Consider the following 26,521-nt stretch of genomic DNA (forward strand, 5'->3'; position numbering starts at 1 on the left):
GGCCTCCACCATGGCACCCAAGCACGAGATCGCCCACCTGGCCCATGTCGAACTGCTCACCCCCGAGCCGGAGAAGAGCCTGGACTTCTTCACCCGGATCATGGGCCTGACCGAGAACGGCTCCGACGGTGACTCGGTCTACCTGCGCACCTGGGACGACTACGAGCACCACTCGCTGAAGCTGACGGCCCATCACACCTCGGGCATCCGCCGTACCGGTCTGCGGGCCGGCAGCCAGGAGGCCCTGGAGCGCCGGGTGAAGGCCATCGACGAGGCGGGCCTCGGCATCGGCTGGCAGGACGGCGACCCCGGCCTGGGCCCGACCTACCTCTTCCGCGACCCGGACGGCCACGAGTTCGAGCTCTACTGGGAGAGCGAGTGGTACCAGGCGCCGCCGGAGCTCGCCCCCGCGCTGAAGAACCAGCCCCAGGCCTACCCGGGCCGCGGGGTCGCGGTGCGCCGGCTGGACCACATCAACTACCTCGCCGCCGAGGTCGAGTCCTCCTCCGAGTTCGTCCGGGACGTGCTGGGCGCCCACACCACCGAGGAGATCCTGCTCGACAACGGGAACATCGGCGGACGCTGGCTGACCTTCACCAACAAGTCCTACGACCTGGTCTACACCCGGGACTGGACCGGCAGCCACGGCCGGCTGCACCACATCGCCTTCGCCACCGACACCCGCGAGGACATCCTCCGCGCCGCCGACATCTTCCTGGAGAACGGCGTCCACATCGAGACCGGCCCGCACAAGCACGCCATCCAGCAGACGTTCTTCCTCTACGTCTACGAGCCCGGCGGCAACCGGATCGAGCTGTGCAACCCGCTGACCCGGCTGGTGCTGGCGCCGGACTGGAAGACCATCACCTGGACCGAGGCCGAACGCGCCAAGGGCCAGGCCTGGGGGCTGAAGACGATCGAGTCCTTCCACACCCACGGCACCCCGCCGGTGGAGCCGCCGCCGGCCGGATGACACCGGCTAGCATGAGAGAAACATTATTGTCGCCAATCTGGGGAGTGGGCATGGCTACGCGCGCTGACGCGGCAGGAACTGTGGGAGCCGTGGGAGTCGTGGGGCCGACGGTGGCCGACACCATCCGGGAGGCCATCACCAGCGGGGAGTTCGCACCCAACCAGCGGCTGGTGGAGGCCGAGCTGTCCCAGCAGTTCGGCGCCAGCCGGGCCGCGGTCAGGAACGCGCTGGCCCAGCTGGCCACCGAGGGCCTGGTCGAGCGGATCCAGAACCGCGGCGCCCGGGTCCGCGCCGTCTCACTGGCCGAGGCCATCGAGATCACCGAGGTCCGGATGGTGCTGGAGGGCCTGTGCGCGGCCAAGGCGGCCGAGCGCGTCACCGAGGACGACCGCACCGAGCTGCGCGAGATCGGCGCCGGCATGCAGGAGGCCGTGGCCTCCGGAGACGTGTTCGGCTACTCCGACCTCAACCGCCGGCTGCACGCCCGCATCCTGGCGGTCAGCGGCCAGACCACCGCCTGCGCCGTCCTGGAGCGGCTGCACGGGCAGAACGTCCGGCACCAGTTCAAGCTGGCCATGCACCCGGGACGGCCCAACGTCTCGCTGCCCCAGCACCTGGCCGTCATCGAGGCCGTGTGCTCGGCGGACGCGGAGGCCGCCGAGGCCGCCATGCGCACCCACCTGCGCAGCGTCATCGAGACCCTGCCCGAGGTGGACAAGGACCGGCCCCGCCGGGCGCTCGCCGGAGCGTGAAGTCGGGTCTGGTGAAGGGGTCCTGACTGTTGGTCAGGACCCCTTCTGACTGCCTCAGCCGATCGACTCCGAGCGTTGGACGGTCCCGGTGATGCCCGCGGCGTCCTGCCCGGCCAGCAGCACGGCGGCCCTGGCCATCGCCTCCGGGGGTTCCACCGCCTCCGGGGGAATCTCCCGACCGCCACCGCTCGCGGCCCAGCCCTCGGTGAGCACCACCCGGGACGGAGCCAGGCAGTTGACCGCGATGTTGTCGGGCTTCAGTTCGGCCGCCAGCCCCAGGTAGAGGCGCTCGACGGCGGCCTTGGAGACCCAGTAGGCGTTGGCGCCCCGGTCGGTCATGCCGACCCCGCCGGTGGTCACCGCCACCAGCGAGCCGCCGCCGCGTGCCCTGAGGTGCGGGATCACGGCCCTGGTCACCAGGAACACCCCGGTCAGGTTGACGTCCAGGCAGAGCTGCCAGCGCTTCAGCGGCGTGGTCTCCACCGGGCCGAGCCAGAGCACCCCGGCGTTGGCGATCAGGATGTCGATCCCGCCGAACTCCTTGACCGTCGCGGCCACGGCCGCCTCGACCGAGTCCTCGGCGGTGACGTCGCAGGGGACCGCCAGGGCCCGGCCGCCCGCGTTCGTGATCCGTTCCGCGACCGCATGGATCGTGCCGGGCACCCGTCCCTCCTGCTCGGAGCGGGCGGCGACGGCGACCGAGGCCCCGGCCTCCGCGAGGGCCAGCGCGACCGTCCGGCCGATGCCCCGACTCGCCCCGGCGACGAACGCCACTTTTCCTGTCAGCGGCTTCTCCTCAACTTCTCTTCGTGATGTCCGCGCGCGAAGGGCTGCCGACCGCGGGTTCACGTGGGGGTACGGGGGGTCGCCCCCCGGAGGGTTGGAGTCCGCCAGCGGGCCGCTCACTTCGGCGGGAACCTGAGGCCGCCGTCGAGGCGGATGACCTCGCCGTTGAGGTAGCCGTTCTCGCAGATGTGCTGGACCAGGGCCGCGTACTCGGGCGACTGGCCCATCCGCTTGGGGTGCGGGACCTGCGGACCCCAGTAGGCCTCCAGCTGGTCGCCGGCCTTCCCGTAGGCCGGGGTCAGGAAGGTGCCCGGGGCGATGGTGACCACTCGGATGCCGAGCGGCGAGAGGTCACGGGCGGCGACCAGGGTCATGCTCACCACCCCGCCCTTGGCTGCGGCGTAGGGCAGTTGGCCGATCTGGCCCTCGTAGGCCGCGATAGACGCGGTGTTGACGATCACGCCCCGGTCGCCGCCCTCGGCCGGCTCCTGCTTGGCGATGGCGGCCGCGGCCAGCCGCAGCACATTGAAGACGCCGGTGAGGTACACCTCGATCGTGGTCCGGAAGCCCGCGAGGTCCAGCGGTTCTCCGGTCTTGCCGATCAACCGCCCGCCGCTGGCGGGACCGCCGTGGGCGTCCACCGAGATCCGCAGCGGCCCCTGCGCCGCCGCCTCCTCCATCGCCGCCTTGACGTCGCTCTCGGAGGTGGCGTCGGTCCGCACATAACGGACACCCAGCTCCTGCTCCAGCACCTTGCCCTTCTCATCGGCGAGGTCGGCGACGACCACCTTCGCCCCAGCCGCGTGCAGGCGACGGACGGTGGCTTCGCCCAGGCCTCCCGCGCCGCCGACCACGACCGCGGAACTCCCACTGATCTGCATGAAGGCTTCCCTCTCTTGCGAACGGTACTCTTGAGGTAGGAGAATAGCATTCTCATGAATATCACCATGGTCCTTGAGATGGCGGCTTCGGCAGGCGATCGGACGGCGGTGACGGCAGGCGGCCGTTCACTGACCGCCGGGGAACTGCTGCGGCTCGCCCATGCAGCCGCCCACCGATTCCGGCACTACAGAGCCGTGCTGTACCTGGGTGCCAACCACGCCGCCTACCCGGTCGCCCTGTTCGGCGCGGCCGTGGCCGGTGTCCCCTTCGTGCCGCTCAACTACCGGCTCGGCGACGAGCAGTTGACCGGCCTGCTGGCCCGCCACCCCGGAGCCCTGGTGCTCCGTCCGGCGGATCTGGACGCCCTGCTCGACGCCCCCGAGCCGGCGTCGGCGGACCCCCTGGACCCGGCCCCCCAGGAGGAGGATGCCGTCGCCGTCCTGCTCTACACCAGCGGGACGACCGCCGCGCCCAAGGCCGCCGTGCTGCGCCACCGGCACCTGCTCGCCTATGTGCTGAACACCCAGGAATTCCAGTCCTCCGGGGAGGAGGACGCAGCGCTCGTGGCGGTGCCGCCGTACCATGTGGCCGGGCTGATGAACCTGCTGACCAACCTCTACTCCGGCCGCCGGGTGGTCTACCTCGACGCGTTCGACGCCGAGGGGTGGCTGCGGACCGTCCGCAGGGAGCGGGTCACCCACGCGATGGTGGTGCCCACCATGCTCGCCCGCATCGTCGCCCAGGTCAGGGGCGACGACGCCGACACCCCCACTCTGCGCAGCCTCGCCTACGGTGGCTCGCGGGCCCCGCGGCCGGTCGTGGAACTGGCCCTGCGCACGTTCCCGGGCACCGGCTTCGCCAACGCCTACGGCCTGACCGAGACCGCCTCCTCGATCGCGGTGCTGGGCCCCGACGACCACCGCGAGGCGCTGGCCTCGGACGATCCGGCCGTACGGGACCGGCTCGGGTCGGTCGGCCGGGCTCTGCCGGGCATCGAGATCCAGATCCGCACCGAGGACGACAAGCCGGCCGAGGCCGGGACCACCGGGCTGGTGTTCGTCCGCGGCGACCAGATCTCCGGCGAGTACGGCGGACGCAGCGTCCTGGACCCGGAGGGCTGGTTCGCCACCCGGGACCGCGGCCGGCTGGACGCCGACGGCTACCTCTTCATCGAGGGGCGCGCCGACGACACCATCATCCGCGGCGGCGAGAACATCGCCCCCGCCGAGATCGAGGACGTCCTGCTCTGCTTCCCCGGGATCACCGAGGCGGCGGTGCTCGGAGTGTCGGACCCCGAGTGGGGGCAGCGGATCGTCGCCGTCCTGGTCGGCGCCGGGGACGCGGAGGAGATCCGACAGTGGGTCAGGGACCGGCTGCGCTCCTCCAAGACGCCCGACGCCGTCGTGTTCCGCGCCGAACTGCCGAAGACCGACACCGGAAAGCTGCTGCGCCGCACCCTACTGGCCGAACTGGAGACCACCCATGCCTGAAGCAGTCCTCGTGTCCGCCCTGCGCACCCCCGTCGGCACCTCCTTCAAGGGGACCCTGCGCGACACCAACGCCTTCGACCTGGGCCACCACATCGTGAGCGCGGCGGCGGAGGGGCTGGACCCGGCCCTGATCGACGACGTGATCCTGGCCGAGGGCCTCTACGGCGGCGGGGTCATCGCCCGGCACGCCGCGATCACCGCCGGTCTCACCGCCGTCCCCGGGCTGGCCCACAACCGGCACTGCGCGGCGAGCCTGGCCTCGGTCCAGAGCGCGGCCGCGAGCATCCGGGCGGGAATGGACCAGCTGGTCATCGCCGGCGGGGTGAACTCCTCCTCCACCGGGCCCCGTTCCCGGATCAAGGTCGACGGGGAACTGGTCGACTGGAACCCGCCCACCCACCCCGACCGTCCGGACGCCCCCAACCTCGACATGTCGATCACCGTGGGCTGGAACACCGCCGTCCGGGCCGGGATCACCCGCGCCGAGATGGACGCCTGGGCGCTGCGCTCGCACCGCAACGCCGTGCGCTCCATCGACGCGGGCCACTTCAAGGAGGAGATCGTCCCGATCGAGACCGTGCACGGGGTGTTCTCGGTCGACGAGCACCCGCGCCGGGAGACCAGTGCCGAGAAGCTGGCCGCACTGAAGGTGCTGCACCCGGAGATCGAGGGCTTCAGCATCACCGCGGGCAACGCCGCCGGGGTCAACGACGGCGCGGCCGCGCTGGTGGTCGCCAGCGACCGGCTGGGACTGCCGACCCTGGGCACCGTCCGGGCCTGGGCCTCGGTCGGCGTGGACCCCGCCGAGACCGGTCTGGCCTCGGTCCCGGCGATCACCAAGGCGCTGGCCCGAGCCGGCCTGTCGGTCTCCGACGTGGACCTGTTCGAGATCAACGAGGCCTTCGCGGTGGTGCCGGTCGCCGCCTGCCGACTGCTCGACATCGACCCGGAGTTGGTGAACGTCAACGGCAGCGGCTGCTCGCTGGGCCACCCGATCGCCGCCACCGGCGCGCGGATGCTGGTCACCCTGGTGCACGAACTGCGCCGCCGCGGCGGCGGCGTGGGCGTGGCGGCGATGTGCGCGGGCGGCGGCATGGGCTCGGCCACCGTCGTCGAGGTCCCGGCGCCGTGACCGACGGACACGCCGGTCCCCTCACCGGCCTGCGTGTCCTGGAGCTCGCGGGGCTGGGACCCGCTCCGCACGCCGCCATGGTGCTGGCCGACCTCGGCGCCGACGTGGTGCGGGTCGAGCGGCCGTCCGGGCGGGCCCTGCGGCTCGGCCCGGACGGCGCCACCGACATCGTGCTGCGCGGCCGCCGCTCGGTCGCCGCCGACCTCAAGCAGCCCGAAGACCTGGCCCTGGTACGGGAGTTGGCGGCCAGAGCGGATGTGCTGGTGGAGGGTCTGCGGCCGGGGGTCGCCGAACGGCTCGGGGTCGGTCCCGACGAGTGCCTGCAGCGCAATCCCCGGCTGGTCTACGGCCGGATCACCGGCTGGGGGCAGACCGGTCCGCTGGCCCAGGCTCCCGGGCACGACCTCAACTACATCGGCCTCACCGGCGTGCTCCACGCGATGGGCCGGGCCGACGGTCCGCCGGCTCCCCCGCTCAACCTGGTGGGGGACTTCGGCGGCGGATCGATGCTGCTGGTCGTGGGCGTCCTGGCCGCGCTGTGGGAACGCTCGCGTTCCGGAGCCGGGCAGGTCGTCGACGCCGCCATGGTCGACGGGACCGCCCTGCTGGGCCAGATGACGCTGGCCCTGCGCGGCATGGGCGCCTGGTCGGACCAGCGCGCCTCCAACCTCCTGGACGGAGCCGCCCCGTTCTACGACACCTACACCTGCGCAGACGGCCGCTATGTCGCGGTCGGCGCACTGGAGCCGCAGTTCTTCGCGGCCCTGCTGGACGGACTGGGTCTCGACCCGGCCGCGCTGCCCGCCCAGGACGACCGCGACGGCTGGCCGGCGCTGCGGGCCCGCTTCACCGAGCTCTTCGGCTCCCGTCCCCGGGACGAGTGGGCCGCGCGGTTCGCCGGGACTGATGCATGCGTCACTCCCGTGCTCACCTTCGCGGAAGCGGGCGCGCACCCGCACCTGGTGGCCCGCTCCACCCTGACCGAGGTCGACGGCGTGCTCCAGGCCGCCCCCGCCCCGCGCTTCTCCCGCACCCCCAGCGCGCGGCCCGAAGCCCCGGGCGCACCGGGGAAGGACACCGAGGCGGTGCTCAAGGACTGGGGTGTGAAGGTTTTCTGATTCACGGTCAGCGAGCAGTCCAGCCGCCGTCGACGATCACGGTCTGCCCGGTGACATAGCTCCCGGCGTCCCCGGCCAGCCAGAGCACGGCGCCGACGATGTCGTCGGGGGTGCCTTCCCGCGGCAGCGGGGTGTTGCGGCGCAAGTACTCGGCGGCGCGCTCGCTCTCGTAGAGCGGGCTGGTGATCTCGCTGCGGAAGAAGCCGGGGGCCACCGTGTTCACCCGGATCGAGTGCCGCGCCCACTGCACCGCCAGCTCGGCGGTCAGCCCGGACAGGCCGGCCTTGCTCGCCGCGTAGGACGCCTGCGGGATACCGGGGATGCCGACCAGGCCGCTGATGGACGAGACATGGACGATGCTCCCCCGGCCGACGGCGCGCATGTGCGGGAAGACCGCCTGCGCGAGCATCAGCGGGGCCAACAGGTTGAGGTCCAGGGTCCGACGGACGCCGTCCAGCGGCTCATCCTCGGCCCGCTCGCTGTTGAACATGTTCCCGGCCGCGTTGACCAGGATCTCGGGCGGCCCCAGGCCCTCGACCACGGCGGGGACCACCGAGCCGACCCGGTCCGAATCCGACAGGTCGCAGGCGACGGCGAGGCCGTCGATCTCCTTGGCCAGCTCCTCCAGCCGGTCCTGACGGCGCGCCACCACGGCCACCCGGGCGCCGAACGCGGCCAGGGCGCGGGCGACCGAGGCCCCCAGTCCCGAAGAGGCACCGGTCACGATCGCGACCCGTCCCTGCAGGCCGAACATCCGTACTGCCGCATCCGGGTCCGACACGTGGGCCTCTCCGAGTTCTTGGGGATTCGTGCTTCGCTTTCCGCCAGGTCAGCCGCGACGGAAGCGCATCCGGCTCCTGGACGACGCTGCGTCGATCACCCGGTCCTTGAGGCTGCGGCACACCCAGCGCTGGGTCGCCGTCAGATGCTCCCCCGCGATCCGCGCGGCTTCGTCGGCGTCGCCCTGTTCGATGCTCTCCACCAGGCGTTCGTGCGCCCGTTGGGCGACGGCGCGGTCGGCGCGCGAGGGGTAGGAGCCACGCGACACCTGGGCGTCCGCCCACGCCTCCTCCTGGACCGACCAGAGCGAGGTGAGGCTCTTCACCACGACGCGCAGCGTGACATTGGGGTCGAACCCGACGACGGTGTCGTGGAATGCGCGCGAGGACCGGGTGAACGCCGCGCCGTCGTCGATGCATCCCTCACTCTCGGCCAGCAGCTCCCGCAGCCGCGGCGCCAGGACCCGCTTGCGGTCGCGGTCCGACCGCTGTGCGCAGTGGGCCGCGCACAGCGGTTCCAGCGTGGCGAGCGCGGCGCCCAGGTCCGGAACCCCGACCTGCATCGCCTGGAGCGTCAGGCCCAGGGCGTAGCCGGCCGTCCCGATGTCCGGCGCGTGCACGATGGCGCCGCCGCGGTTGCCGCGCAGCACGGTGACGAAGCCCTCGGTCTCCAGGATTCGCAGCGCCTCGCGCACCGAGGGGTGGCTGACGCCGAACTCGGCGACCAGCTCCTCCTGCTTGGGGAGCGTCGAGCCGTCGGTGATGCCGCCTGCCAGGATCCGGTCGCGCAGCGCCGCAGCGACCTGCTCCGCCATCCGCATCTGCCCGATCCTGACGTGCTCGGACCCTGTTCGTTCCATGATTACAAGGTTAGCAGTGATAGTCCGTCACCCCCTCAGCCTCCGGTCCCGGCGAGCAGCTCGGGAAGCCGGGTGCGTTGCACCTTGCCCATCGCGTTCACCGGCAGGGCGTCGACCTGGGACCAGACCTCGGGAACCTTGTACGGCGCGAGCTCGCGTCGGCACAGCCCGGCCAGTGCTTCCAGGTCCAGCGGCGGGCCGGCGCTCTGGACCACGGCGCCCACCCGCTGTCCGAGGCGCTCGTCGGGCACCGCGTACACGGCGACCACGGCGACGTCCGGGTGCGTCGCGATGACCCGTTCCACCTCCAGCGGGTAGACATTGGCCCCGCCCCGGACGATGACCAGCTTCTTGCGGTCCAGTACGGTCAGCCACCCGTTCTCGTCGACGGTGCCGATGTCACCGGTGGGAACCGGTCCCGGCGCCTGCGGCCGGACGCCGCCGTCCTCCCAGACGCCGAGCATCGGCCGCCACCTGTCCGCCCACGGACCGGAGGCGGTCCCGCTCAGCCGCAGCTCGCCCAGCTCGCCTGCCGGGAGGCGGCGCCCCTCGTCGTCGTAGGCCGCGACGTCGTAGTGCGGCAGCACCCGCCCACTGGTACCCGGGCGCCACTGGTCACCCGCCGGGTCGATGGACACCACGGTCGGCGCCTCGGTCAGTCCGTAGGTGACCCGGGGCACCAGGCCGTGCGCGGCAGCGAAAGCCTGGCGCAGGGAGTCCGAGGTGTCACTGCCGCCGCTCCACACCTCCCGCAGCGAGCCGAGGTCGAAGTCCGGTCTCCCGGCCAGGTCGTAGAGCTGCGCGGGCGCACCGTTCCACACCGTGACCCGCCGACCGGAGATCCACTCGGCGACCCCTTCGACATCGCGCCGGTCCATCACCACCGAGCACCCGCCGGCCTGTGCGGTTAGCAAGGTGGACAGAACCATCAGATTGAGAATCGTCAACGGGAAGCTGTCGCCCTTGCGCAGCTCGGGTCCCCAGCCCCGAGTGGCGACCAGCACCGCGCCCGGCAGCAGCAGATTGCGCTGGCTGTGCACGATCGCCTTGGGGCGTCCCGAGGTCCCGCTGGTGAAGGCGATCCCGGCCGGGGCGTCGAGGTCCACCTCGACTCGGGGAACCTCTTCGTGATGGTCCATCAGTTCGGCCCACTGATCAGGGTCGACCCGGCCCGGCGACTCCAGCCGGTAGCGGGGACCGGCCAGCACGACCGCAGGGTCGCAGAGGTCGTGCAACTCCTGCTGCTCGCCGGCCGGGAGCGCTTCGCCGAACCCGGCCCAGACCGCCCCGATCCGCTGCGCGCCGTGGAAGGCCGCGACGATGTCCAGGTCGTTGGGCAGACAGGCCGCGACCCGGTCGCCCGGGCGCACCCCGAGTGACCACAGCGCTCCGGCCGCCCTCCGCGCCTGCTCGTCGAGTTCGGCGTAGGACCAGACGCCGGAGACCGCCTCGACCGCGTCGGCACCCGGGCGCAGTGCGAGTTGGGCGTCCAGCACCTGCGCGATCGAGCCGGGAAGGGCGACGCTGCTCATGGCATCCTTGATATCACTATCCTTGTAAAGATTAAAGCTATAGCCCCCCGAGGCCGGCGCCTGGCCGTTGACGCCACAGCCGCACCGTGAAAATGTGATCCTCGCATGTGAGAATAAACTTCTCTCGGCTCCGGAGTGGCAGTGACGGAGAGGTACTTACGGTGACGAACGACTTCGAGGCGATGGACTACTTCCGGGACGACGCGCTCGTCGCGGACCCGTACCCCTATCTGGACGCCCTGCGCGAGCAGTGCCCGGTGCGGCGCGAATCCCATCACGACGTGCTGATGGTGACCGGCTACGACGAGGCCGTGGAGGTGTTCCACGATGCCAAGACGTTCTCGTCCTGCATCGCGGTGACCGGCCCCTTCCCCGGGTTCCCGGTCCCGCTCGTGGGCGACGACCTGACCGAGCTGATCGAGCAGCACCGCGACGAGCTCCCCATGAGCGACCAGCTCCCCACGATGGACCCGCCCACCCACACGGACCACCGCGGGCTGCTGATGCGCCTGATCACACCCAAGCGCCTCAAGGAGAACGAGGAATCCATGGCGCGGCTCGCCGACCGCGTGCTGGACACCTTCCTCGCCGACGGCGAGGGCGAGTTCATCAGCGGCTTCGCCGGCCCCTTCACCCTGTTGGTCATCGCCGACCTGCTCGGCGTCCCCGAGGAGGACCTGGGCGAGTTCCTGGAGCGGATGCAGCACCGGCCGCAGTCGGCCGGCGGCCTCGGCAGCACCGGCGACGACACCCTGGCCCACTCCCCGATGGAGTTCCTCTACGAGCGGTTCGCCGCCTACATCGAGGACCGCCGCCGCGAGCCGCGCGACGACGTGCTCACCGGCCTGGCCACCGCAACCTTCCCGGACGGTTCGATCCCCGAGGTCGGGGACGCGGTACGGGTCGCCGCCAATCTCTTCTCGGCGGGCCAGGAGACCACCGTCCGGCTGCTCAGCTCCGCGTTCAAGCTGATCGCCGAGGACCCCGAGCTGCAGCGGCTGCTGCGCGGTGACCGCACCCGCGTCCCCAACTTCGTCGAGGAGACCCTGCGGATGGAGAGCCCGATCAAGGGCGACTTCCGGCTGGCGCGGGTGCCGACCACCGTGGGCGGGGTCGACGTCCCGGCCGGCACCACGCTGATGGTGGTGAACGGGGCCGCCAACCGCGATCCGCGCCGCTTCGAAGACCCGGGCACCTTCGACCCCGCCCGCACGAACGCCCGTCAGCACCTCGCGTTCGGGCGCGGAATCCACGCCTGCCCCGGCGCGCCCCTGGCCCGGGCCGAGGGCCGGGTGGGGATCGAGCGGCTGCTCGACCGCACCTCCGACATCCGGATCTCGGAACGCGTGCACGGCCCGGACGACGCCCGCCGCTTCCAGTACCTCCCGACCTTCATCCTCCGCGGCCTGACCCACCTGAACCTTGACATCACGCCCGCCGACATCACGCCCGCCGAGGAGACCGCCCGATGAAGGTCACCGTCGACGAGGACAGCTGCCGGGGCCACGGGGTCTGCTGGACGATCTGCCCCGAGGTGTTCGACCTCTCCGACGACGGCTACGCCGTGGTGGAGCCGTCGGAGGTCCCGGTCGAGTACGAGGCGGCGGTCCGCACCGCCGTCACGACCTGCCCCGAGCACGCCATCACCGCGAACTGACACCACGTCACAGTCATAGGAGATCCATGCCCAAGGGTTACGTCATCCTGACCGAAGCCGTCAGTGATCAGGCCGGCATCGACGCCTACGCCCGGGCCGCCGGTCCGTCGATGGTCAGCGGCGGCGCATCCGTCCTGGCCGCCGACGGACAGCCCCAGGTCCTCGAAGGCAGCTGGCACGGCGACCGCACGGTCGTCCTCGAGTTCGCCTCGGTGGAGGCAGCCCACGCCTGGTACGAGTCGCCCGAGTACGAGAAGGCCAAGCCGCTGCGGCAGGCCGCGGCCGAGACCAACGCGGTGATCGTCACCGGCTTCGAGATGCCGCCGCGGCCGGCCCGGGCTCCGGCGTCGTGACCGGACAGCAGCCTACTGGGGATCGGAGTGGCGGCGCGCGAAGAGAATCCCTCCGAGCCTGCTCTCGGCCGAGCTGAGAGTCATCTGCGCCTCGACCGCGAAGCCGGCTTCGTTGAGCCAGGCTGCCACTTGGTCGGGCCGGCGGCGATGGACGTGGACCTTCATCGGATGGCCGCCGTAGCCCTGCGTCTTCAGCTGTGTCTCGTCACCGACGTGGAAGCTGAGCAGCAGTGGACCACCGGGCCGCAGCACTCGCCGGAAGTGCGCGAGGACCGAGCCGATCTCGTCGTCGGGGATGTGGATCAGCGAGTACCAGGCGACCAGGCCGGCCATCGAGGCGTCGGAGAGGTCGAGGTCCGTCATGGACCCGATCTCGAACCGCAGCCTGGGGTGCTCACGCCGGGCCGACTCGATCATCGCCGGCGACAGGTCGATCCCGAACGTGTCCACGCCCAGATCACACAGGTAGGCCGTAATCCTTCCCGGCCCGCATCCCACGTCCGCGACCGGCCCGCCGCCGTTGGCGCGGACCAGGTCGGCGAACAGTGCCAGGACCGCGCGTTCGTAGGGCGTTTCGTCCAACAGGTTGCGCACCTGGTCCGCATAGCTCGCGGCGACGGTGTCGTAGGACGTCCGGGTGTCCGCCAACCAGCCTTCAGTGTTCACGCGCTGACACGGTATTCGCCCGTGATGAGCTGGTAGAAGATGGGCTCACCGGTCGTCGTGACCCGGTGCCGGAAGCGCGTTCGTTCCAGCATCGCGAAATCACCGTCGGCCACCAGCTGGTCGACGGTGGCGCCGAAGCCGTCCGGATCCGACTCGTCCATCCACCGCTCGTCGATCGTGAAGGCCACCGGGGCGCCAGGGGGCAGGGCCGCGAGCGCGTTCCTGAGGGCCTGTGGTGTGGCGTGTGTGCCGCCGAACGCCCCGGCCGACACCAACCCGCCGAGCGCGTACGGGCGCAGTTCCTCGCGGAGTGCGCCGTCGTGGGAGAAGTTGCCGACCACGTAGTCGGCGTAGACGCCTGGCCGGTCGCGCAGACTCGCCACGCGCGCGTCCGGCAGCGAGTCGACGCCGACGACCCGGGCCACGCCACCGCGACGCAGCAGCTCGCCGACCGCTCCCGTGCCGGCGCCGACGTCGAGCACCGTCATCGAGCCGGGCTCCAGCCCGAGGCGCTCGACCACCCGCAGGAAGCCCTCTGCCGCGACCTGCGGCGATCGGCACTGCAGCAGGTCCTGGACGACGTGCTCATAGAGGCCGGGTACGGCGTAGATCCGCGTGTACTCGTGCAGGTGCACGGTCTCGTGCTCACTCAACGCGATGTACTCGCCGTCGGCTACCGGCGGCCCGAGCAGACGGACGCCAGCAAACACATCATTCATGTCCGCAAGAGTATGCGAATGTACCTCAGGGGGTCCGTGGGATCGCGGGGACCGGGAAGAGGGCGTCGAAACCGTCCCGCCGGACCTGCTCCGCGAGCAGGGTCGTCGTCCCGAGGCGGCCGACCGGGCGGCGGAGTACCGGTTGCAGGTGGCGGTCGATGACGGCGAGGTCGTGTTCCTCGCACAGGCCTATCGCCGCGAGGATCTGGTGGGCGTGGGCGAGGACGGACTGGGCCGACTCGAGCATCTGCAGCCGCAGCGCCAGCAGGTCGGCGGGCTCGGCCCGGCCGACGCGGAGCAGCCACCAGGTGTAGCGGGCCAACTCGTCCAGGCTGTCCCGGGCCAGCACCAGGTCGGCGATGCGCCAGCGGATCTCGCCGAACCGTCCGATGGCCACCCCGAACTGCCGTCGTTCCCGGGCATGACGCAGCGCCAGCTCGGTGGCCCCGGCCAGGGCCCCGTCGACCCAGAACGCGTCGAGCAGCAGGTGCATCCCGGACACGTCGGTCGCCAACGGGCCGAGCCCGGTGTCGACCAGCCGCACCTCGCAGCCGAACGGGTCCAGCGGGGCGTGCCTGGGCTGCTCCACCGAGACCGAGAACACCCGCTGGTCGCGCAGGTCCACCGCGATCGCGTCCTGCATCACATCGGCATGGTCGAGCGCGGTGCACTCCCCCAGCACCAGGTGCACCCCGCCCCAGTCCTGACGGACCGTCGGCGGAACGGCGAGGACGTGGATCAGCGGCCACGGCAGCACCACTCGTCCGGCCTCCCGCACGGCCAGCGCCGCGGCGGCAGCCTCTTCCTCCTCGCCCCAGGGGTCGAGCGAGAGCGCACCGATCTCGTCCAGCCTCGGCCGGACCACCTCCGACCGGTGGGCCGGTTCGGCCTCGGCCCGTCGGGCCGCCTCGACCCCGCCCATCGAGCGGAGCGCATCGGTCACGGTCTCCGCATAGGCCCTGGCGCTCTTCGGCCACTCACGACGCATGGTCCGTTCCCTCCAGTGCGGCGCGGGCGACGACCAGTCGCTGCACCTCGATCGTTCCGGACGCGATCGTCGCCGACCGCGAGTAGCGCAGCACATCCTCGACATGGCCGAGCAGTCCCCGCCCCGAAGCGGGCGCGAGACCCTCCGGACCGCATACGTCGGCGGCCAACTCGGCTACCTCCTGGTCCAGTTGGATCGAGGCCAGCCGAGCCAGCGAGGCCACCTGCTGGGTCAGCCGCCCCGACTCGCCGAGTGCGACAGCCCGATAGCTGAGCAGGCGGGCGACCCGGGTGTGCACCAGCGCGCGGACGTACTCCGCGGCGGCGGCCGGCTCGTCCAGCCCTTCGTGGCCGGCGAGTTCGGAGAGCACCCGGTCGTCGCGGGCGTACCGGGGGATGCCGATGCGTTCGTGTTTGAGAACCAGTCCCATCACCTCCCAGCCCCCGCCGACTTCCCCGAGCACCGCGTCGGCGCCCACCCGTACGGAGTCGAAGAAGACCTCGTTGAGGTGCTGCTCACCCATCATCGAGTCAATCGGGACCACGGTGATCCCCGGACTGTCCATCGGAACCAGGAAGACGGTGATGCCGTCGTGCTTCTTCTCCGACCGGGAGGTCCGGGCGGCGAGGAAGCACCACTGCGCGAGGCCCGCGTAGGAGGTCCAGATCTTCTGACCTTCGAGCACCCACTCCGCGCCGTCGCGTCGCGCGGCGAGCTTCAGCGAGCCGAGGTCGGTGCCCGCCTCGGGTTCGCTGAACCCCTGGCACCAGACCGCCGTCCCGGAGGAGATGTCGGGAAGGTGCCGGGCGCGCTGCTCGGCGGTGCCGACCTCCATCAGCACCGGACCGACCCAGTTGAGACCCATGTACTGCGGGCCGCGCGGTTCGAAGTGCGCCCACATCTCCTCGCGGAGCACGGTCTGCTGCCACAGGTCCGCTCCCCCGCCGCCGTACTCCAACGGCCAGCTCAGGGTCAGCAGGTCCTCGTCCGCGAGGCGTCGGCAGATCCGGGCGACGACAGCCCGGATGTCCGGCGCGAGGGAGAACGGCGTGACCCAGTCGGGGGGCAGCTCCTCGGCGAGCAGGGCACGGAGGCGGGTGCGGAGCGAGGCCGCCCCGGGGCCGAGATCGAGATCGAGTTCAGGACCTGCCTGGGCCGTTGACATCGGCGCACGCCCCTCGCATAGTCATGCTAAAGATTACTAAGATATAAAGGATAGCAAGAGGCCTAGACGCATGGAACACACAGGTCCCCTCTCCGGGGTGCGGGTCGTCGATCTGACGGCCATGGTCATGGGTCCGTACTGCACCCAGATCATGGCCGACATGGGGGCGGACGTGATCAAGATCGAACCCCCGACAGGCGACAACACCCGCTACATCTCGGTCGGGCCGGAACCGGGCATGGGCGGCGTCTTCGTCAATGTGAACCGGGGGAAGCGCAGCGCCGTACTGGACCTCCGCTCCACCGCAGGCAAGGAGACACTGCGGGCGCTCATAGCCGACTGCGACGTCTTCATCCACTCCATGCGTGCCCGGGCGATCGCCGAACTCGGCTTCGGCTACCGGGAAGTGGCCTCCATCAACCCGTCCGTCGTCTACACCAACTGCTACGGCTACGGCCACCGTGGCCCGGACGCCGATCTCACCGCCTACGACGACACGATCCAGGCGGAATGCGGCCTGCCCTACGTACAGCAGCAGTTGACCGGTGAGGCCGGCTATGTCGGCACCATCATGGCGGACAAGGTGGCCGGGCTGACGGCGGTGTACGCGACCACGATGGCGCTCTTCCATCGGGAGCGCACCGGCGAGGGGCAGGAGGTCGAGGTCGGCATGTTCGAGACGATGGCCTCGTTCATGCTGGTCGAGCACGCCAACGGCGCGATGTTCTGCCCTCCCCTGGGCCCCGCGCTCTACCCCCGCGCTGTGGCGCCGAACCGCAAGCCCTACCGCACCAAGGACGGTCTGGTCGCCGCGCTGGTCTACAACGACAAGCAGTGGACCGCGTTCGTCGAAGCCGTCCAACCCGCCTGGGCAGGCGAGCAGTTCGCCACCCTCGCACAGCGGGCACGGCAGATCGACACCGTCTACGCCCTGCTGGGAGAGACCTTCCTGGAACGTACGACCAGGGACTGGCTGGACCTGCTGCGGTCGCTGGACATACCCGCCGCACCGGTCCGCACACTTGACGAACTGTTCGACAATCCGCATCTCAACGACGTCGGATTCTTCGAGACGGTCGAGACCCCGAACGGCCCGGTGCGCTTTCCCGGCCCCCCGACCTGGTTCTCGCGAACCCCTGGCCGGGTCGCCGGTCCTGCCCCCAGGCTGGGCGCGCACACGGAGGAGATCGCGGCAGAGATGGAGCACCGTTGATGACCGACACCGGAGCAGGCTTCCGTGCACGCTCGTGGCTGTTCGCCCCCGGCGACAGCGAGCGCAAGATGGAGAAGGCCGCCGCAGGCACCGCGGACATCGTCGTCCTCGACCTCGAGGACGCCGTGACGGACGACGGGAAGCCCAAGGCACGCGAGATGATCGCCGCCTTCCTCGCGGCGCAGCCGCTGGAGGCCCGAAACCGGCTGTGGATCCGGGTCAACCCCCTGGACGGGCCCCACACGCTGGCCGACCTGGCAGCGGTGCTCCCGGCCCGACCCGGCGGCATCATGCTGCCCAAGGCGCGCAGCCGTGCCGACGTCGAGCTGCTGGACCACTACCTCTCCGCACTGGAGGTCTCGGCAGCAATCGACCAGGGCTCGACCAAGGTCATCGTCCTGGTGACCGAGACGGCCGAGGCCATGTTCACCACCGGCAGCTACCGGGGTGCGCCCCGGGTGGTCGCCATGACCTGGGGCGCCGAGGACCTCGCCGACGCCGTGGGCGCCAGCGAGAACCGCAACCCCGACGGCAGCTACTGCTTCACCTACGAACTGGCCCGAAGCCTCTGCCTGTTGGGCGCGGCAGCCGCCGGGGTGGCGGCCGTGGACACCATCCAGGGCGACTTCCGCGATCTGGACGGACTGCGCAGGCGCGCCGGGAAGGTACGCCGCGACGGCTTCCGCGGCATGCTGGCCATCCACCCAGCCCAGGTCGACGTCATCAACGCGGCCTTCACCCCCGGCGAGGAGGAGCTGGCCGCGGCCCAGGAGATCGTCGACCTCTTCGCCGCCCACCCCGGCGTCGGTGCCGTCGGCCACCGGGGCGCCATGCTCGACCGTCCCCATCTGGCCCGCGCACAGGCGCTGTTGGCCTCGGCGGGACGCGCATGAGAACCGTCTCCGCCGACGACCTGGACCTCAGCGAGTGCCTGCGTCCCGGCGACCGCATCGTCATCGGCCAGGCCTGCGGCGAACCGACCACGCTGGTCGAAGCGTTGACCGCTCAGGGCCGCGCCATCGGCGGGCTCTCGGCCTTCATCGCGACCAGCTTCTCCGGGCTGCTCACCCCGGCGACGACCGAGGGCATCTCCATCGCCAGCATGGGCGCGATCGGCGCACTGCGCTCACTGGCGAAGGAGCACAGACTCAGTGTGATCCCCTGTCATGTCAGCCACGTCGGACCGATGATCGAAGCCGGGACGCTCGGCTGCGATGTGGCGTTCGTCCAGGTCAGCCCACCCAATGCAGACGGGTACCACAGCTTCGGACTCACCAGCGACCACGTCCGGGCCGCCGTCGCCACGGCGCGGGTCGTCGTGGCGGAGGTGAACGACCACGTTCCCTTCACCTACGGAGAGTTGCTTCACTCCACCGACATCGACCACGCCGTGCGGGTCTCGCGTCGACCCACCCAGGTCCCGCCCGCAACGATCAGCGAAACCGACCAAGCGATAGCGAAGCACGTGGCGGCGTACATCGAGGACGGCTCGGTCCTGCAGACCGGGATCGGCGCCGTGCCGGACGCCGTCCTCCGTCTGCTGCACGACCGCAAGGATCTGGGCGTGCACTCGGGCATGCTGGGTGACGGCCTGGTCGATCTGGTCGAGGCAGGCGTCGTCACCAACACACGCAAGCGCATCGACCGCGGGATCTCCATCAGCGGCGCCCTGATCGGCACCACTCGCCTCTACAACTTCGCTCACTGCAACCCGCACATCCGCATGTGCACCACCGCCTACACCCACCACGCGGCCGTCCTCGCGCAGCTCGACGGACTGGTCACCATCAACTCGGCGCTGGAGGTCGACCTGACCGGCCAGGTGAACGCCGAGCAGAGCGGCTCGGCCTATCTCGGCGGCACCGGCGGCCAGGTGGACTTCGTCCGCGCCGGAGCGCTCTCACCGGGGGGCCACGCGATCATCGCCCTGCCGGCCACCGCCAAGGGCGGCACGATCAGCCGGATCACCGCCCAGCTGTCAGGGCCGGTCACCACGGCACGCAGTGACGTGGACGTCATCGTCACCGAGTTCGGCTCGGCCGAGCTCAGGGGCCAGACCCTGGCCGAGCGCACCCGCCGTCTGATCGCCATCGCTCACCCTGCCTTCCAGGAGGAGCTCGCCCGGGCGGCCCACACCATTCAGCAGAGGGGATTCTGATGGGCGACGCCGTACTCTTCGAGGCCCGTGACGACGGCGTCGCGGTCATCACCCTGAACCGGCCGGAAAGCCGCAACTGCCTGGCCCGGGACGTCCGCGAGGGGCTGTACGCCGCCTGGGACCGCTTTGAGCGCGACGGCCGACTGCGGGTCGCCGTCCTCACCGGAGCGGGCCAGAAGGCGTTCTGCGCCGGCGGCGACCTCAAGGAGATGGTGGAGCAGGGTCTGCGGGAACCGCCCCGCGACATGTTCCCGCTCCCCTACGACACCGTCGAGCTGTCGAAACCCACCATCGCCGCCGTCAACGGCGCCGCGTTCGCCGGCGGCTGGATGCTCGCCCAGGCCTGCGACCTGTGCGTCGCCAGCACCACCGCGACGTTCGCGATCTCCGAGGTCAAGGTCGGCCGAAGCTCTCCGTGGGCCTCACCTCTTATCCATATGATCCCGCAGCGGATCATGATGGAACTCCTGCTCACCGGCAAACCGATCACCGCCCAGCGGGCTTACGAGATCGGTCTGGTCAATCGTGTCTCCGATCCGGAGACACTTATGGGCACCGCCCTCGATCTCGCCCGCGACATCCTGGCGGGCGCCCCCCTGTCGGTACAGGCCGCTCGGGAAACCGTGATGCTCGCCACCGAAATGGGCCGTTCGGCGGCCCTCAAGGCCGCCAGACACGCGTCCGAGCTCTGCTACAACAGCGAGGACGCCCAGGAGGGCCCCAGGGCCTTCGCCGAGAAGCGCCCCCCTCAGTGGAAGGGCCGCTGACCGGCCATGGGCCCGGGCATCATCGGCCAGGCTGCCGGGCTGTTCGCCGTCACCAACGTCGACGACAGCCTGGTCCTGACGCTGTTCTTCGCCCAGGGCGCCTGGCACCCCGGCTCCACCCGTCGCATCGTGCTCGGCCAGTACCTGGGCTTCGCCACGATCCTCGCGGTGGCGGGGACTGCGGCCCTCGGAGCCACGCTGCTTCCCCGATCGGCCATCCCCTACCTGGGGCTGCTCCCGCTCGCGCTGGGCCTCAGGGCCGCGCGACACGCCTGGCGGCACCGCGGCGAGAAGCGCGCCGAGGCCGCACCCAGGGTGAGCGGCCCCGGCGTCCTGGAGGTCGCCGCGGTCACCTTCGCCAACGGCGGCGACAACATCGGCGCCTACGTCCCGGTGTTCGCCACCGCCGGCGTCGGCGGGATGAGCGTGTACGCCGCGGTGTTCCTGCTCCTGGTCGCCCTCTGGTGTCTGGCGGGCCGGTTCTTCGCCACCCGCCCGCTGATCGCCGGGGCGCTCAGCCGCTGGGGCCACGTCCTGCTGCCGGTGGTCCTCATCGCCATCGGCCTCATCGTCCTCGTCGACGGCGGCGCCTTCGGACTCTAGGTCGCCGCAGGCAGGCACCTGGTCGATACCATCGGTGAATGCGAGTTGAGTCCTACACCGTCGCCGTAACTGATGCGATTATGGACGATCTACGCGAGCGCATCCGGCACACTCGCTGGCCGGACGGAGCCCCCGGAGAACCATGGAGTCAGGGCACCGACCTCGACTACCTACGCAATCTGTTGGCCTACTGGGCGGACGGTTTCGACTGGCGGGCGCGTGAGCGTGAACTCAACCGCTACCAGCACCGGACCGCCGAGGTGGACGGTGTTCGAATCTCCCGGGCTCCGCCCGGACAGAAGCGGCTCCGCCGCGCGACAGCGGCCGGGGGCGGCCCAGGTCCGGCGCGGAGCGCTCGCCGGGAGCGCGGGGCGGGGCACGTGCGTCCCCCAATCGGGTTACCTGGGGGGAGTTACAACCACGCTGGGGGGCGTAGCACCCATATATGGGTGTAATTCACCCCAACATGGTTGCAACTCCCCCCAGCACGGGCAATCCGGCCCGAAGGAACGTTTCTGCAGCCCCGGCATCGGCGCGCACCCGGCAAACGCACGCCCCGCCGTCCTCCCCCTCGTCGTGGTTGCCGCGAGGCGGAGCCGAGCCACCCCAGGCACGCACGGAGCGGCGTGCCCCAGGGAGGTGATGGTGGTTCAGCGGGAGCAAACGCGCACGTCGGAGACGGCAGCGGGACGGGGGCTCGGCCGCGGGAGGGATACCGGGGCCGCGTCGGCGCGTCGCGCCCCCGGTCGCGGAGGCGATCGGTCACCGGTCAGGCCTGCTTGAAGAGGGTCTCGCTGTGGTCGCCCTGGGCCGCGCCGACGGAGTGGTCGGCGAGGAAGGGCATGCCGAGCAGGCCCTGGGTCCAGTCGACCGACGGGCCGAAGTCCTTCAGCCAGTCGTAGAGCATGGTGCGATGGATGATGCGCCACTCCCCGTCGCGCTGCTCCATCCGGTCCAGGTAGCGGCCGCCGAGGACGATGTCGCTGTCCTGGTCGCCCATGGTGATCCGGTGGTAGGCGGTGACGTGGGTCTCGACCACGGCTGTGTTGCCGTCGAGCTGGATCAGGCTCTGTCCCAGGGTGTGCAGGGTGACCGGGATGGTCGGCGCGCCCGGTACGACCCAGGCGAGGTACTCCTTGAAGGTGCCGAGGAAGATGCCGTGGTCGTCGGTCGCGTCCGGCCAGTAGCTGCCGCTGATCAGGTCCGCGTCGCGGCGGTCCTCGCCGCGGCTGAGGCGGGCCAGGCAGTCGCGGATCCGCTCGCGGGCGATGAGGCCGTCCAGATCGGCGGGGTCGGCGGCGTCGGCGGCGTCGGCGCTCACGACATCATCTCCCGCTTGTTGGTCAGTGGGCGCTGGTAGGAGGGGTCCTCGGTGCTGCGCGAGGGGACACCGTTGAGGTCGATGCCCGGCACGTCCGCGAACGGGATGGGAAGGGTGGGGACCAGGCCCGACCACTCGATGGCGTTGGTACGCAGGACGATCCGCCACTCCCCGTCGCGGCGCTCCAGCCGGTCGATGTAGCGTCCGCCGGCGATCCAGTTGGACTCGTCGCGGTTGCGCCCGACGAACAGGTAGTAGGTCTCGGTGTGGGCGACGTCGCCGTCGATGTCACAGGTGTTGTTCAACAGATTGTGGTGCGTGGACACCTGCCCCTGCTCATGGAGCACGACTGCCCAGTCGTAGAGTGCGACCGGCCCGCCGACGAACTCCCCGGCGGCGATGACCGCGTCGTCATGGAAGGCGGAGAGGAAGAGGTCCCGGTCGAAGCGGTCCATGCCTCGGCTGAACCGGGTCAGGCAGTCGGTGATGTCCTGTCGGTCGAGCAGTTGCCCGATCCGGGCCAGTCTGTCTTCGGCCATGGTCATGTCTTCTCCGGATACGTTGTGTTCGGTGTTCGGCGTTCAGCGTTCAGACCGGCGACCAGATCGGTGCGCCGCGTTGCGCGCGCAGCGACGGCGGCGTACGGCCGTCGACATCGGTGACGCCGTACTCCCGCGCCAGCTCGGCGGCGATGTAGGTTCCGCCGGAGCGCCGCATCACCTCCGGGTCGCCGGCGAGGGCGACGATCACGCGCCCGGGGAACTCGACCGAGGAGCCGACCTGAGGATTGGTCACCGTCTGCGCCGTCATGGCGGGACTGCGCTGCAGATTGCGCTCCGCCCGCTCGGTGAAGGTCAGGCCCAGCCACATCGACAGCGAGGCCACCCCATACGGCTTCAGCTCCACGGCCATGTCGCGCGCCATCCGATCCACGGCGGACTTGCAGGTGCCGAAGACGACGCCGTAGGTGTAGGTGACGCCCACATAGCCCGACGTGGCCACGATCAGGCCGGACTTCGCCCGAGCCATGATCCGGGCCGCATGCCACGCCGCGACGAAGTTGGAACGCACTCCGACGTCGACCATCTCCCAGTTGGAGAGCGGCTTCTCCCAGAAGGGTTGAGGATCCGTCAGGTCCTCGGGCAGCGAGAAGGCGTTGTTGACCAGGATGTCGAGTCGGCCCTGCTCCTGCTCGACCTGGTCGAAAAGGGCCGCGACCTGCTTGTCCTCAGCATGGTCCACCTGGACGGCAATGCCCTTGCCGCCCCGACGGTCGACCTCAAGGGCGGTCTCGGCGACGGTACCGGGCAGCGGGTAGGAGCCGGGCGTGACCGTCCGTCCGGTGACATAGACGGTCGCGCCCTCCTCGGCGAGAGCGAGGGCGATTCCCTTCCCGACCCCCCGGCTGGCACCGGTCACCACCGCGACTCTGCCTGAAAGGGAACCCATGGATGCTCCCCTCTACCCGTTGGCCTGGTCGGGGGGCGCGTACCCGAGAATTCCCTTGATCTCCAGGTAGTCGTGGAAGCCGAACTCGCCCCACTCGCGCCCGTTGCCGCTCTTCTTGTAGCCGCCGAACGGGCAGTTGAAGTCGAACCCGTCGTTGATCGCCACGTACCCCGCCCGGATCCGGCGCGCGACGGCCCGGGCCTGGTCGAGGTCTGCACCGGCCACATACCCGGCCAGGCCGTACTCCGTGTCGTTGGCGATCTCGACCGCGTGGTCCACGCTTTCATAGCCGTGGATCGTGAGCACCGGTCCGAAGATCTCCTCCCGGGCGACGGTCATGTCACTCGTCACCTCGGCGAAGACCGTGGGCTTCACGTAGTAGCCCCGGGTCAGCCCTTCCGGCCGTCCGGTGCCGCCGACGACCAGCACAGCACGCTCGTCGATGCCCTTCTGGATGAGCGCCTGGATCTTGTCGAACTGGGCGCCCGAGACCACCGGACCGATCACGAAGTCACCGTTCGGATCGCCCACGGTCACCTGGGACGCGGCCTCCCGGGCCACCTCTACCGCCTCTGCCATCCGCGCGGCCGGCACCAGCATCCGTGAGGGCGCGCTGCACGTCTGCCCGGAGTTGCCCATCATGGTGGTGACGCCCTTGCCCACGTTCTCGGCGAAGTCGGCATCGTCCAGGATGATGTTCGGACTCTTGCCGCCCAGTTCCTGGGTCACCCGCTTGACGCTGGGCGCCGCGTTCCTGGCGATCTCGATGCCGGCCCGCGTCGAACCGGTGAAGGAGATCATGTCGACGTCGGGATGGACGGAGAGCGGCACCCCGACCCCCGGACCGTCGCCCTGGACCAGGTTGAACACCCCGGCCGGAACGCCCGCAGCATCCAATATCTCGGCGAATACCTGCCCGGTGAACGGCGACTGCTCCGACGGCTTCAGCACCACCGTGCAGCCGGTCGCCAGCGCCGGGAAGAGCTTGACCGCGATCTGGTTCATCGGCCAGTTCCACGGCGTGATCAGCCCACACACACCGATCGCCTCCTTGACGATCAGGGTGGCCCCGCGCTGCTCCTCGAAGGCGAAGTTGCGGAGCACCTCGATCGCCGTGGTCAGATGCCCGACCCCGAGCCCCACCTGGAAGCCGTGGGCGAGCGCGCTCGGCGCGCCCATCTCCTCGGTCAGCGCCGCGGCGAGGTCCCCGGCCCGGTTCTGGTAGACCTCCAGGATGTTCTGGAGCACGTCCAGCCGCTCCTTGACGCTGGTCGTCGACCAGCCGGGGAAGGCCGCCCTGGCAGCAGCGACAGCCCGGTCCACATCGGCGGCCGACCCGACCGCCACCCGGCCGCAGACCTCCTCGGTCGCGGGGTTCACGATGTCCAGCGTCCGCGGCTCCACCGGATCGATCCACTGGCCGCCGATGTAGAGCTTTGCGTAGTCACGCATCACTGCGTCCCCTCCGCATACCAGGTCCGGAACTCGTCATAGCTCGGCATTTCCTCCGAGTTCGCCTTCGGATCGACCGCGACGTGGATGACGCCGGTCCGACCGCTGGCGTAGGCACGCTTGATCGCGGGGGCGATGTCCTCGTCGCGGTCGACGTACTCGCCGTAGCAGCCGAAGCCCTCGGCGACCTTGTCGAGCCGGGTCTTGGTGCTCCAGTGCGTTCCCGTCTCCAGCGACCCCTGGCCGAAGGTGCGCTTGTAGACGCCCACCTCCAGGCCCCAGGCGTAGTCGACGGCCACCACGCAGACCAGCGGCAGGTTCAGCCGCGCGGCGGTCTCCAGTTCGGCGATGTGGAACTGGAACGAGGAGTCCCCGGTGATGAGCATCAACGGGCGCTTCCTGCCCTCCGCGACCGAGGCGCCGATCGCGTACGGGAGCCCCGTACCCAGGTGGCCGAAGTTCTGATTCCACATCACGTCGTTGGGCTTGGCCTGGGAGTAGGTCCAGCCGAAGATCGTGGTGGCGCCGCCGTCGCGCACCATGATGCCGTCCCTCGGGAAGACCTTGGTCGCCTCGACGATCAGGCGCGCGGGATGCACGGGCGACATTCCGGAGGGGGCGGTCTCCGCCAGTTCCGCCAACTGGGCCGCATCCTGCTTGATCCAGCCGTCGAGCCCCGGAGCAGGACTGCGCGGCGAGTCCTTGAGCGCCTCCACCAGCTGCGGGACGACCGCACGGAGGTCGCCCACCAGCGGGACGTCGACCGAGCGGTTGACGCCGATCGCCTGCGGGTCCTGCTCGATCAGGATCCACTTACGGTTGGCCTCGTTGGCGACCCAGTGACGTCCCTTGCCGTAGTGGACCGGCTCGCCAAGCTCGGTGCCGATGGCCAGGCACAGGTCGGACTTCACCACCGCGTCGATCGCCGCCGCCGAGAAACCGTAGGGGAAGGTACGGTCCTCCAGACCCTCGATGTACGAGGTGCCGCCCGAGGTCTGGATGACCGGGCAGGCCATGAGATCGGCCAGCGCCTTGACCGACGCACCGGCCCGGGTGGTGTGCACGCCGTGGCCGATCAGCAGGATCGGCTGCTTGGCCGCGCCGATGTACCGCACCGCCTCGGCGATCCGGTCCGGGCCGGCCGTCTGGTCCACCAGGCGGTAGGCCCGCGGCAGCAGCGCCGGCGGCACGTCCAGCTCCTGCTGGATCACATGGGAGGGGTACTCGATGTAGACCGGGCCCGGCGTTCCGGACAGGGCCTTGCGCAGGCCCTCACGAATGATCTCGTCGGTCTGGTCCGCGTACTCGATGCTGGCGCAGTACTTCACCGACGGCTCGAACAGCGCGGCCTGGCTGACGAACTGGATGCGGCCGCGCCGCACCCGCTGTTCGGTGATGCGCGCGCGCTGGCCGCCCAGGAAGATCACCGGCGAGTTCTCGACCTTGGCGCACATCATGGCGCCGGCGAGGTTGGCGACGCCCGGGCCGAGCGTGCCGATGCACACCGCGGGCTTTCCGGTCATCCGCGACACCGCTTCGGCCATGAAGCCGGCGGACTCCTCGTGGTGCGGGGCGACCACGTTCCAGCCGCGCTCCTCGGCGAGGTGGAACATATGGACGAAGTTGGGATCGGGAATACCGAAGATCGTGTTGATGCCCTCGGCTTCCAACAAGTCCAGAATGCGTTCAAAGACCTTGACCGACAT

General features: G+C 70.5%; 28 protein-coding genes. 14 read left to right on the forward strand and 14 right to left on the reverse strand.

Translation table 11 applies throughout. The annotated features are described in order from the left end of the window. Positions 1-10 precede the first annotated feature (10 nt). Together ABH941_RS08660 and ABH941_RS08665 are read left to right on the forward strand one after the other, a co-directional pair. Positions 11-973 carry a catechol 2,3-dioxygenase gene (locus tag ABH941_RS08660; RefSeq protein ID WP_370128036.1) on the forward strand — a complete coding sequence of 321 codons (963 nt, stop codon included), beginning with the start codon at positions 11-13 and terminating at the stop codon, positions 971-973. A 50-nt stretch (positions 974-1,023) separates the two neighbouring features. Then, positions 1,024-1,725 carry a GntR family transcriptional regulator gene (locus tag ABH941_RS08665; protein ID WP_370128037.1) on the forward strand — a complete coding sequence of 234 codons (702 nt, stop codon included), beginning with the start codon at positions 1,024-1,026 and terminating at the stop codon, positions 1,723-1,725. A 54-nt stretch (positions 1,726-1,779) separates the two neighbouring features. On the opposite strand, the gene ABH941_RS08670 is transcribed toward ABH941_RS08665, so the two are convergent. Both ABH941_RS08670 and ABH941_RS08675 read right to left on the reverse strand, forming a co-directional pair. Beyond that, complete coding sequence (locus ABH941_RS08670; protein ID WP_370128038.1) at positions 1,780-2,499, reverse strand: SDR family NAD(P)-dependent oxidoreductase; 720 nt, start codon at positions 2,497-2,499, stop codon at positions 1,780-1,782. Positions 2,500-2,627: 128 nt separating this feature from the next. Further along, positions 2,628-3,392: an SDR family oxidoreductase gene (locus tag ABH941_RS08675; protein ID WP_370128039.1), complete on the reverse strand. Its 765-nt coding sequence runs from the start codon at positions 3,390-3,392 to the stop codon at positions 2,628-2,630. 54 nt (positions 3,393-3,446) lie between these two features. Between ABH941_RS08675 and ABH941_RS08680 the strand changes: the two genes are divergently transcribed. From ABH941_RS08680 to ABH941_RS08690, 3 genes are read left to right on the forward strand one after another with little or no spacing between them, the layout of a single operon-like run. Beyond that, on the forward strand, positions 3,447-4,883 hold the full coding sequence (locus ABH941_RS08680; protein ID WP_370128040.1) for a class I adenylate-forming enzyme family protein: 1,437 nt from the start codon (positions 3,447-3,449) through the stop codon (positions 4,881-4,883). Then, on the forward strand, positions 4,876-6,015 hold the full coding sequence (locus ABH941_RS08685) for an acetyl-CoA C-acyltransferase (RefSeq protein ID WP_370128041.1): 1,140 nt from the start codon (positions 4,876-4,878) through the stop codon (positions 6,013-6,015). Before ABH941_RS08680 ends, ABH941_RS08685 begins: the two co-directional genes overlap by 8 nt. Then, on the forward strand, positions 6,012-7,133 hold the full coding sequence (locus ABH941_RS08690; RefSeq protein ID WP_370128042.1) for a CaiB/BaiF CoA transferase family protein: 1,122 nt from the start codon (positions 6,012-6,014) through the stop codon (positions 7,131-7,133). The genes ABH941_RS08685 and ABH941_RS08690 overlap by 4 nt, the downstream gene beginning before the upstream one ends. Positions 7,134-7,140: 7 nt before the next feature. Here ABH941_RS08690 and ABH941_RS08695 read toward each other — a convergent pair whose 3' ends face one another. From ABH941_RS08695 to ABH941_RS08705, 3 genes are read right to left on the reverse strand one after another with little or no spacing between them, the layout of a single operon-like run. Continuing rightward, positions 7,141-7,914 (reverse strand): SDR family NAD(P)-dependent oxidoreductase, encoded by a 774-nt coding sequence (locus ABH941_RS08695; RefSeq protein WP_370128043.1) that lies wholly within the window; start codon positions 7,912-7,914, stop codon positions 7,141-7,143. A gap of 48 nt (positions 7,915-7,962) precedes the next feature. Continuing rightward, complete coding sequence (locus ABH941_RS08700) at positions 7,963-8,772, reverse strand: FadR/GntR family transcriptional regulator (protein WP_370128044.1); 810 nt, start codon at positions 8,770-8,772, stop codon at positions 7,963-7,965. Positions 8,773-8,807: 35 nt separating this feature from the next. Then, positions 8,808-10,304 (reverse strand): class I adenylate-forming enzyme family protein, encoded by a 1,497-nt coding sequence (locus tag ABH941_RS08705; protein ID WP_370128045.1) that lies wholly within the window; start codon positions 10,302-10,304, stop codon positions 8,808-8,810. Positions 10,305-10,465: 161 nt separating this feature from the next. On the opposite strand from ABH941_RS08705, the gene ABH941_RS08710 reads away from it, so the two are divergent. From ABH941_RS08710 to ABH941_RS08720, 3 genes are read left to right on the forward strand one after another with little or no spacing between them, the layout of a single operon-like run. Then, positions 10,466-11,776: a cytochrome P450 gene (locus ABH941_RS08710; RefSeq protein WP_370128046.1), complete on the forward strand. Its 1,311-nt coding sequence runs from the start codon at positions 10,466-10,468 to the stop codon at positions 11,774-11,776. Further along, on the forward strand, positions 11,773-11,961 hold the full coding sequence (locus ABH941_RS08715; protein ID WP_370128047.1) for a ferredoxin: 189 nt from the start codon (positions 11,773-11,775) through the stop codon (positions 11,959-11,961). Before ABH941_RS08710 ends, ABH941_RS08715 begins: the two co-directional genes overlap by 4 nt. Before the next feature lie 26 nt (positions 11,962-11,987). Next, complete coding sequence (locus ABH941_RS08720; protein ID WP_370128048.1) at positions 11,988-12,314, forward strand: DUF1330 domain-containing protein; 327 nt, start codon at positions 11,988-11,990, stop codon at positions 12,312-12,314. Positions 12,315-12,326: 12 nt separating this feature from the next. Here ABH941_RS08720 and ABH941_RS08725 read toward each other — a convergent pair whose 3' ends face one another. The 4 genes from ABH941_RS08725 to ABH941_RS08740 are packed head-to-tail and all read right to left on the reverse strand — an operon-like array spanning position 12,327 to position 15,852. Next, entirely contained in the window at positions 12,327-12,980 is a 654-nt protein-coding gene (locus ABH941_RS08725; protein WP_370128049.1) for a class I SAM-dependent methyltransferase, read from the reverse strand. Further along, the gene (locus ABH941_RS08730) at positions 12,977-13,699 is read right to left on the reverse strand and encodes a hypothetical protein (RefSeq protein WP_370128050.1); all 723 of its coding nucleotides are present in this window, start codon (positions 13,697-13,699) and stop codon (positions 12,977-12,979) included. The genes ABH941_RS08725 and ABH941_RS08730 overlap by 4 nt, the downstream gene beginning before the upstream one ends. Before the next feature lie 25 nt (positions 13,700-13,724). Continuing rightward, complete coding sequence (locus ABH941_RS08735) at positions 13,725-14,687, reverse strand: acyl-CoA dehydrogenase family protein (RefSeq protein WP_370128051.1); 963 nt, start codon at positions 14,685-14,687, stop codon at positions 13,725-13,727. Continuing rightward, entirely contained in the window at positions 14,677-15,852 is a 1,176-nt protein-coding gene (locus ABH941_RS08740) for an acyl-CoA dehydrogenase family protein (RefSeq protein ID WP_370128052.1), read from the reverse strand. Before ABH941_RS08740 ends, ABH941_RS08735 begins: the two co-directional genes overlap by 11 nt. Before the next feature lie 70 nt (positions 15,853-15,922). Here ABH941_RS08740 and ABH941_RS08745 point away from each other — a divergent pair, with 70 nt between their 5' ends. Genes ABH941_RS08745 through ABH941_RS08770 form a run of 6 tightly spaced genes read left to right on the forward strand, consistent with a single transcriptional unit; the run spans position 15,923 to position 21,048 of the window. Next, the gene (locus ABH941_RS08745; protein ID WP_370128053.1) at positions 15,923-17,065 is read left to right on the forward strand and encodes a CaiB/BaiF CoA transferase family protein; all 1,143 of its coding nucleotides are present in this window, start codon (positions 15,923-15,925) and stop codon (positions 17,063-17,065) included. Then, entirely contained in the window at positions 17,065-17,958 is an 894-nt protein-coding gene (locus tag ABH941_RS08750) for a CoA ester lyase (RefSeq protein WP_370128054.1), read from the forward strand. Before ABH941_RS08745 ends, ABH941_RS08750 begins: the two co-directional genes overlap by 1 nt. Next, a complete protein-coding gene (locus ABH941_RS08755; protein ID WP_370128055.1) occupies positions 17,955-19,223 on the forward strand; it encodes an acetyl-CoA hydrolase/transferase family protein in 1,269 nt (422 codons plus the stop codon). The genes ABH941_RS08750 and ABH941_RS08755 overlap by 4 nt, the downstream gene beginning before the upstream one ends. Continuing rightward, the gene (locus tag ABH941_RS08760; RefSeq protein ID WP_370128056.1) at positions 19,223-19,990 is read left to right on the forward strand and encodes an enoyl-CoA hydratase/isomerase family protein; all 768 of its coding nucleotides are present in this window, start codon (positions 19,223-19,225) and stop codon (positions 19,988-19,990) included. The genes ABH941_RS08755 and ABH941_RS08760 overlap by 1 nt, the downstream gene beginning before the upstream one ends. A gap of 6 nt (positions 19,991-19,996) precedes the next feature. Next, positions 19,997-20,593, forward strand: a complete 597-nt coding sequence (locus tag ABH941_RS08765) for a cadmium resistance transporter (RefSeq protein ID WP_370128057.1) — start codon at positions 19,997-19,999, stop codon at positions 20,591-20,593. 38 nt (positions 20,594-20,631) lie between these two features. Next, positions 20,632-21,048 carry an epoxide hydrolase N-terminal domain-containing protein gene (locus ABH941_RS08770; protein ID WP_370128058.1) on the forward strand — a complete coding sequence of 139 codons (417 nt, stop codon included), beginning with the start codon at positions 20,632-20,634 and terminating at the stop codon, positions 21,046-21,048. 314 nt (positions 21,049-21,362) lie between these two features. Here the strand turns inward: ABH941_RS08770 and ABH941_RS08775 are convergent, their stop codons facing one another. Genes ABH941_RS08775 through ABH941_RS08795 form a run of 5 tightly spaced genes read right to left on the reverse strand, consistent with a single transcriptional unit; the run spans position 21,363 to position 26,521 of the window. Next, positions 21,363-21,914 carry a nuclear transport factor 2 family protein gene (locus ABH941_RS08775; protein WP_370128059.1) on the reverse strand — a complete coding sequence of 184 codons (552 nt, stop codon included), beginning with the start codon at positions 21,912-21,914 and terminating at the stop codon, positions 21,363-21,365. Next, positions 21,911-22,453: a nuclear transport factor 2 family protein gene (locus tag ABH941_RS08780; protein WP_370128060.1), complete on the reverse strand. Its 543-nt coding sequence runs from the start codon at positions 22,451-22,453 to the stop codon at positions 21,911-21,913. Before ABH941_RS08780 ends, ABH941_RS08775 begins: the two co-directional genes overlap by 4 nt. Positions 22,454-22,502: 49 nt before the next feature. Then, positions 22,503-23,363 (reverse strand): SDR family NAD(P)-dependent oxidoreductase, encoded by an 861-nt coding sequence (locus ABH941_RS08785; protein WP_370128061.1) that lies wholly within the window; start codon positions 23,361-23,363, stop codon positions 22,503-22,505. Positions 23,364-23,375: 12 nt separating this feature from the next. Further along, positions 23,376-24,815 (reverse strand): aldehyde dehydrogenase family protein, encoded by a 1,440-nt coding sequence (locus ABH941_RS08790; RefSeq protein ID WP_370128062.1) that lies wholly within the window; start codon positions 24,813-24,815, stop codon positions 23,376-23,378. Continuing rightward, the gene (locus tag ABH941_RS08795) at positions 24,815-26,521 is read right to left on the reverse strand and encodes a thiamine pyrophosphate-binding protein (protein WP_370128063.1); all 1,707 of its coding nucleotides are present in this window, start codon (positions 26,519-26,521) and stop codon (positions 24,815-24,817) included. The genes ABH941_RS08790 and ABH941_RS08795 overlap by 1 nt, the downstream gene beginning before the upstream one ends.

This window comes from Streptacidiphilus sp. EB103A (assembly GCF_041261405.1).
GTDB lineage: Bacteria > Actinomycetota > Actinomycetes > Streptomycetales > Streptomycetaceae > Streptacidiphilus.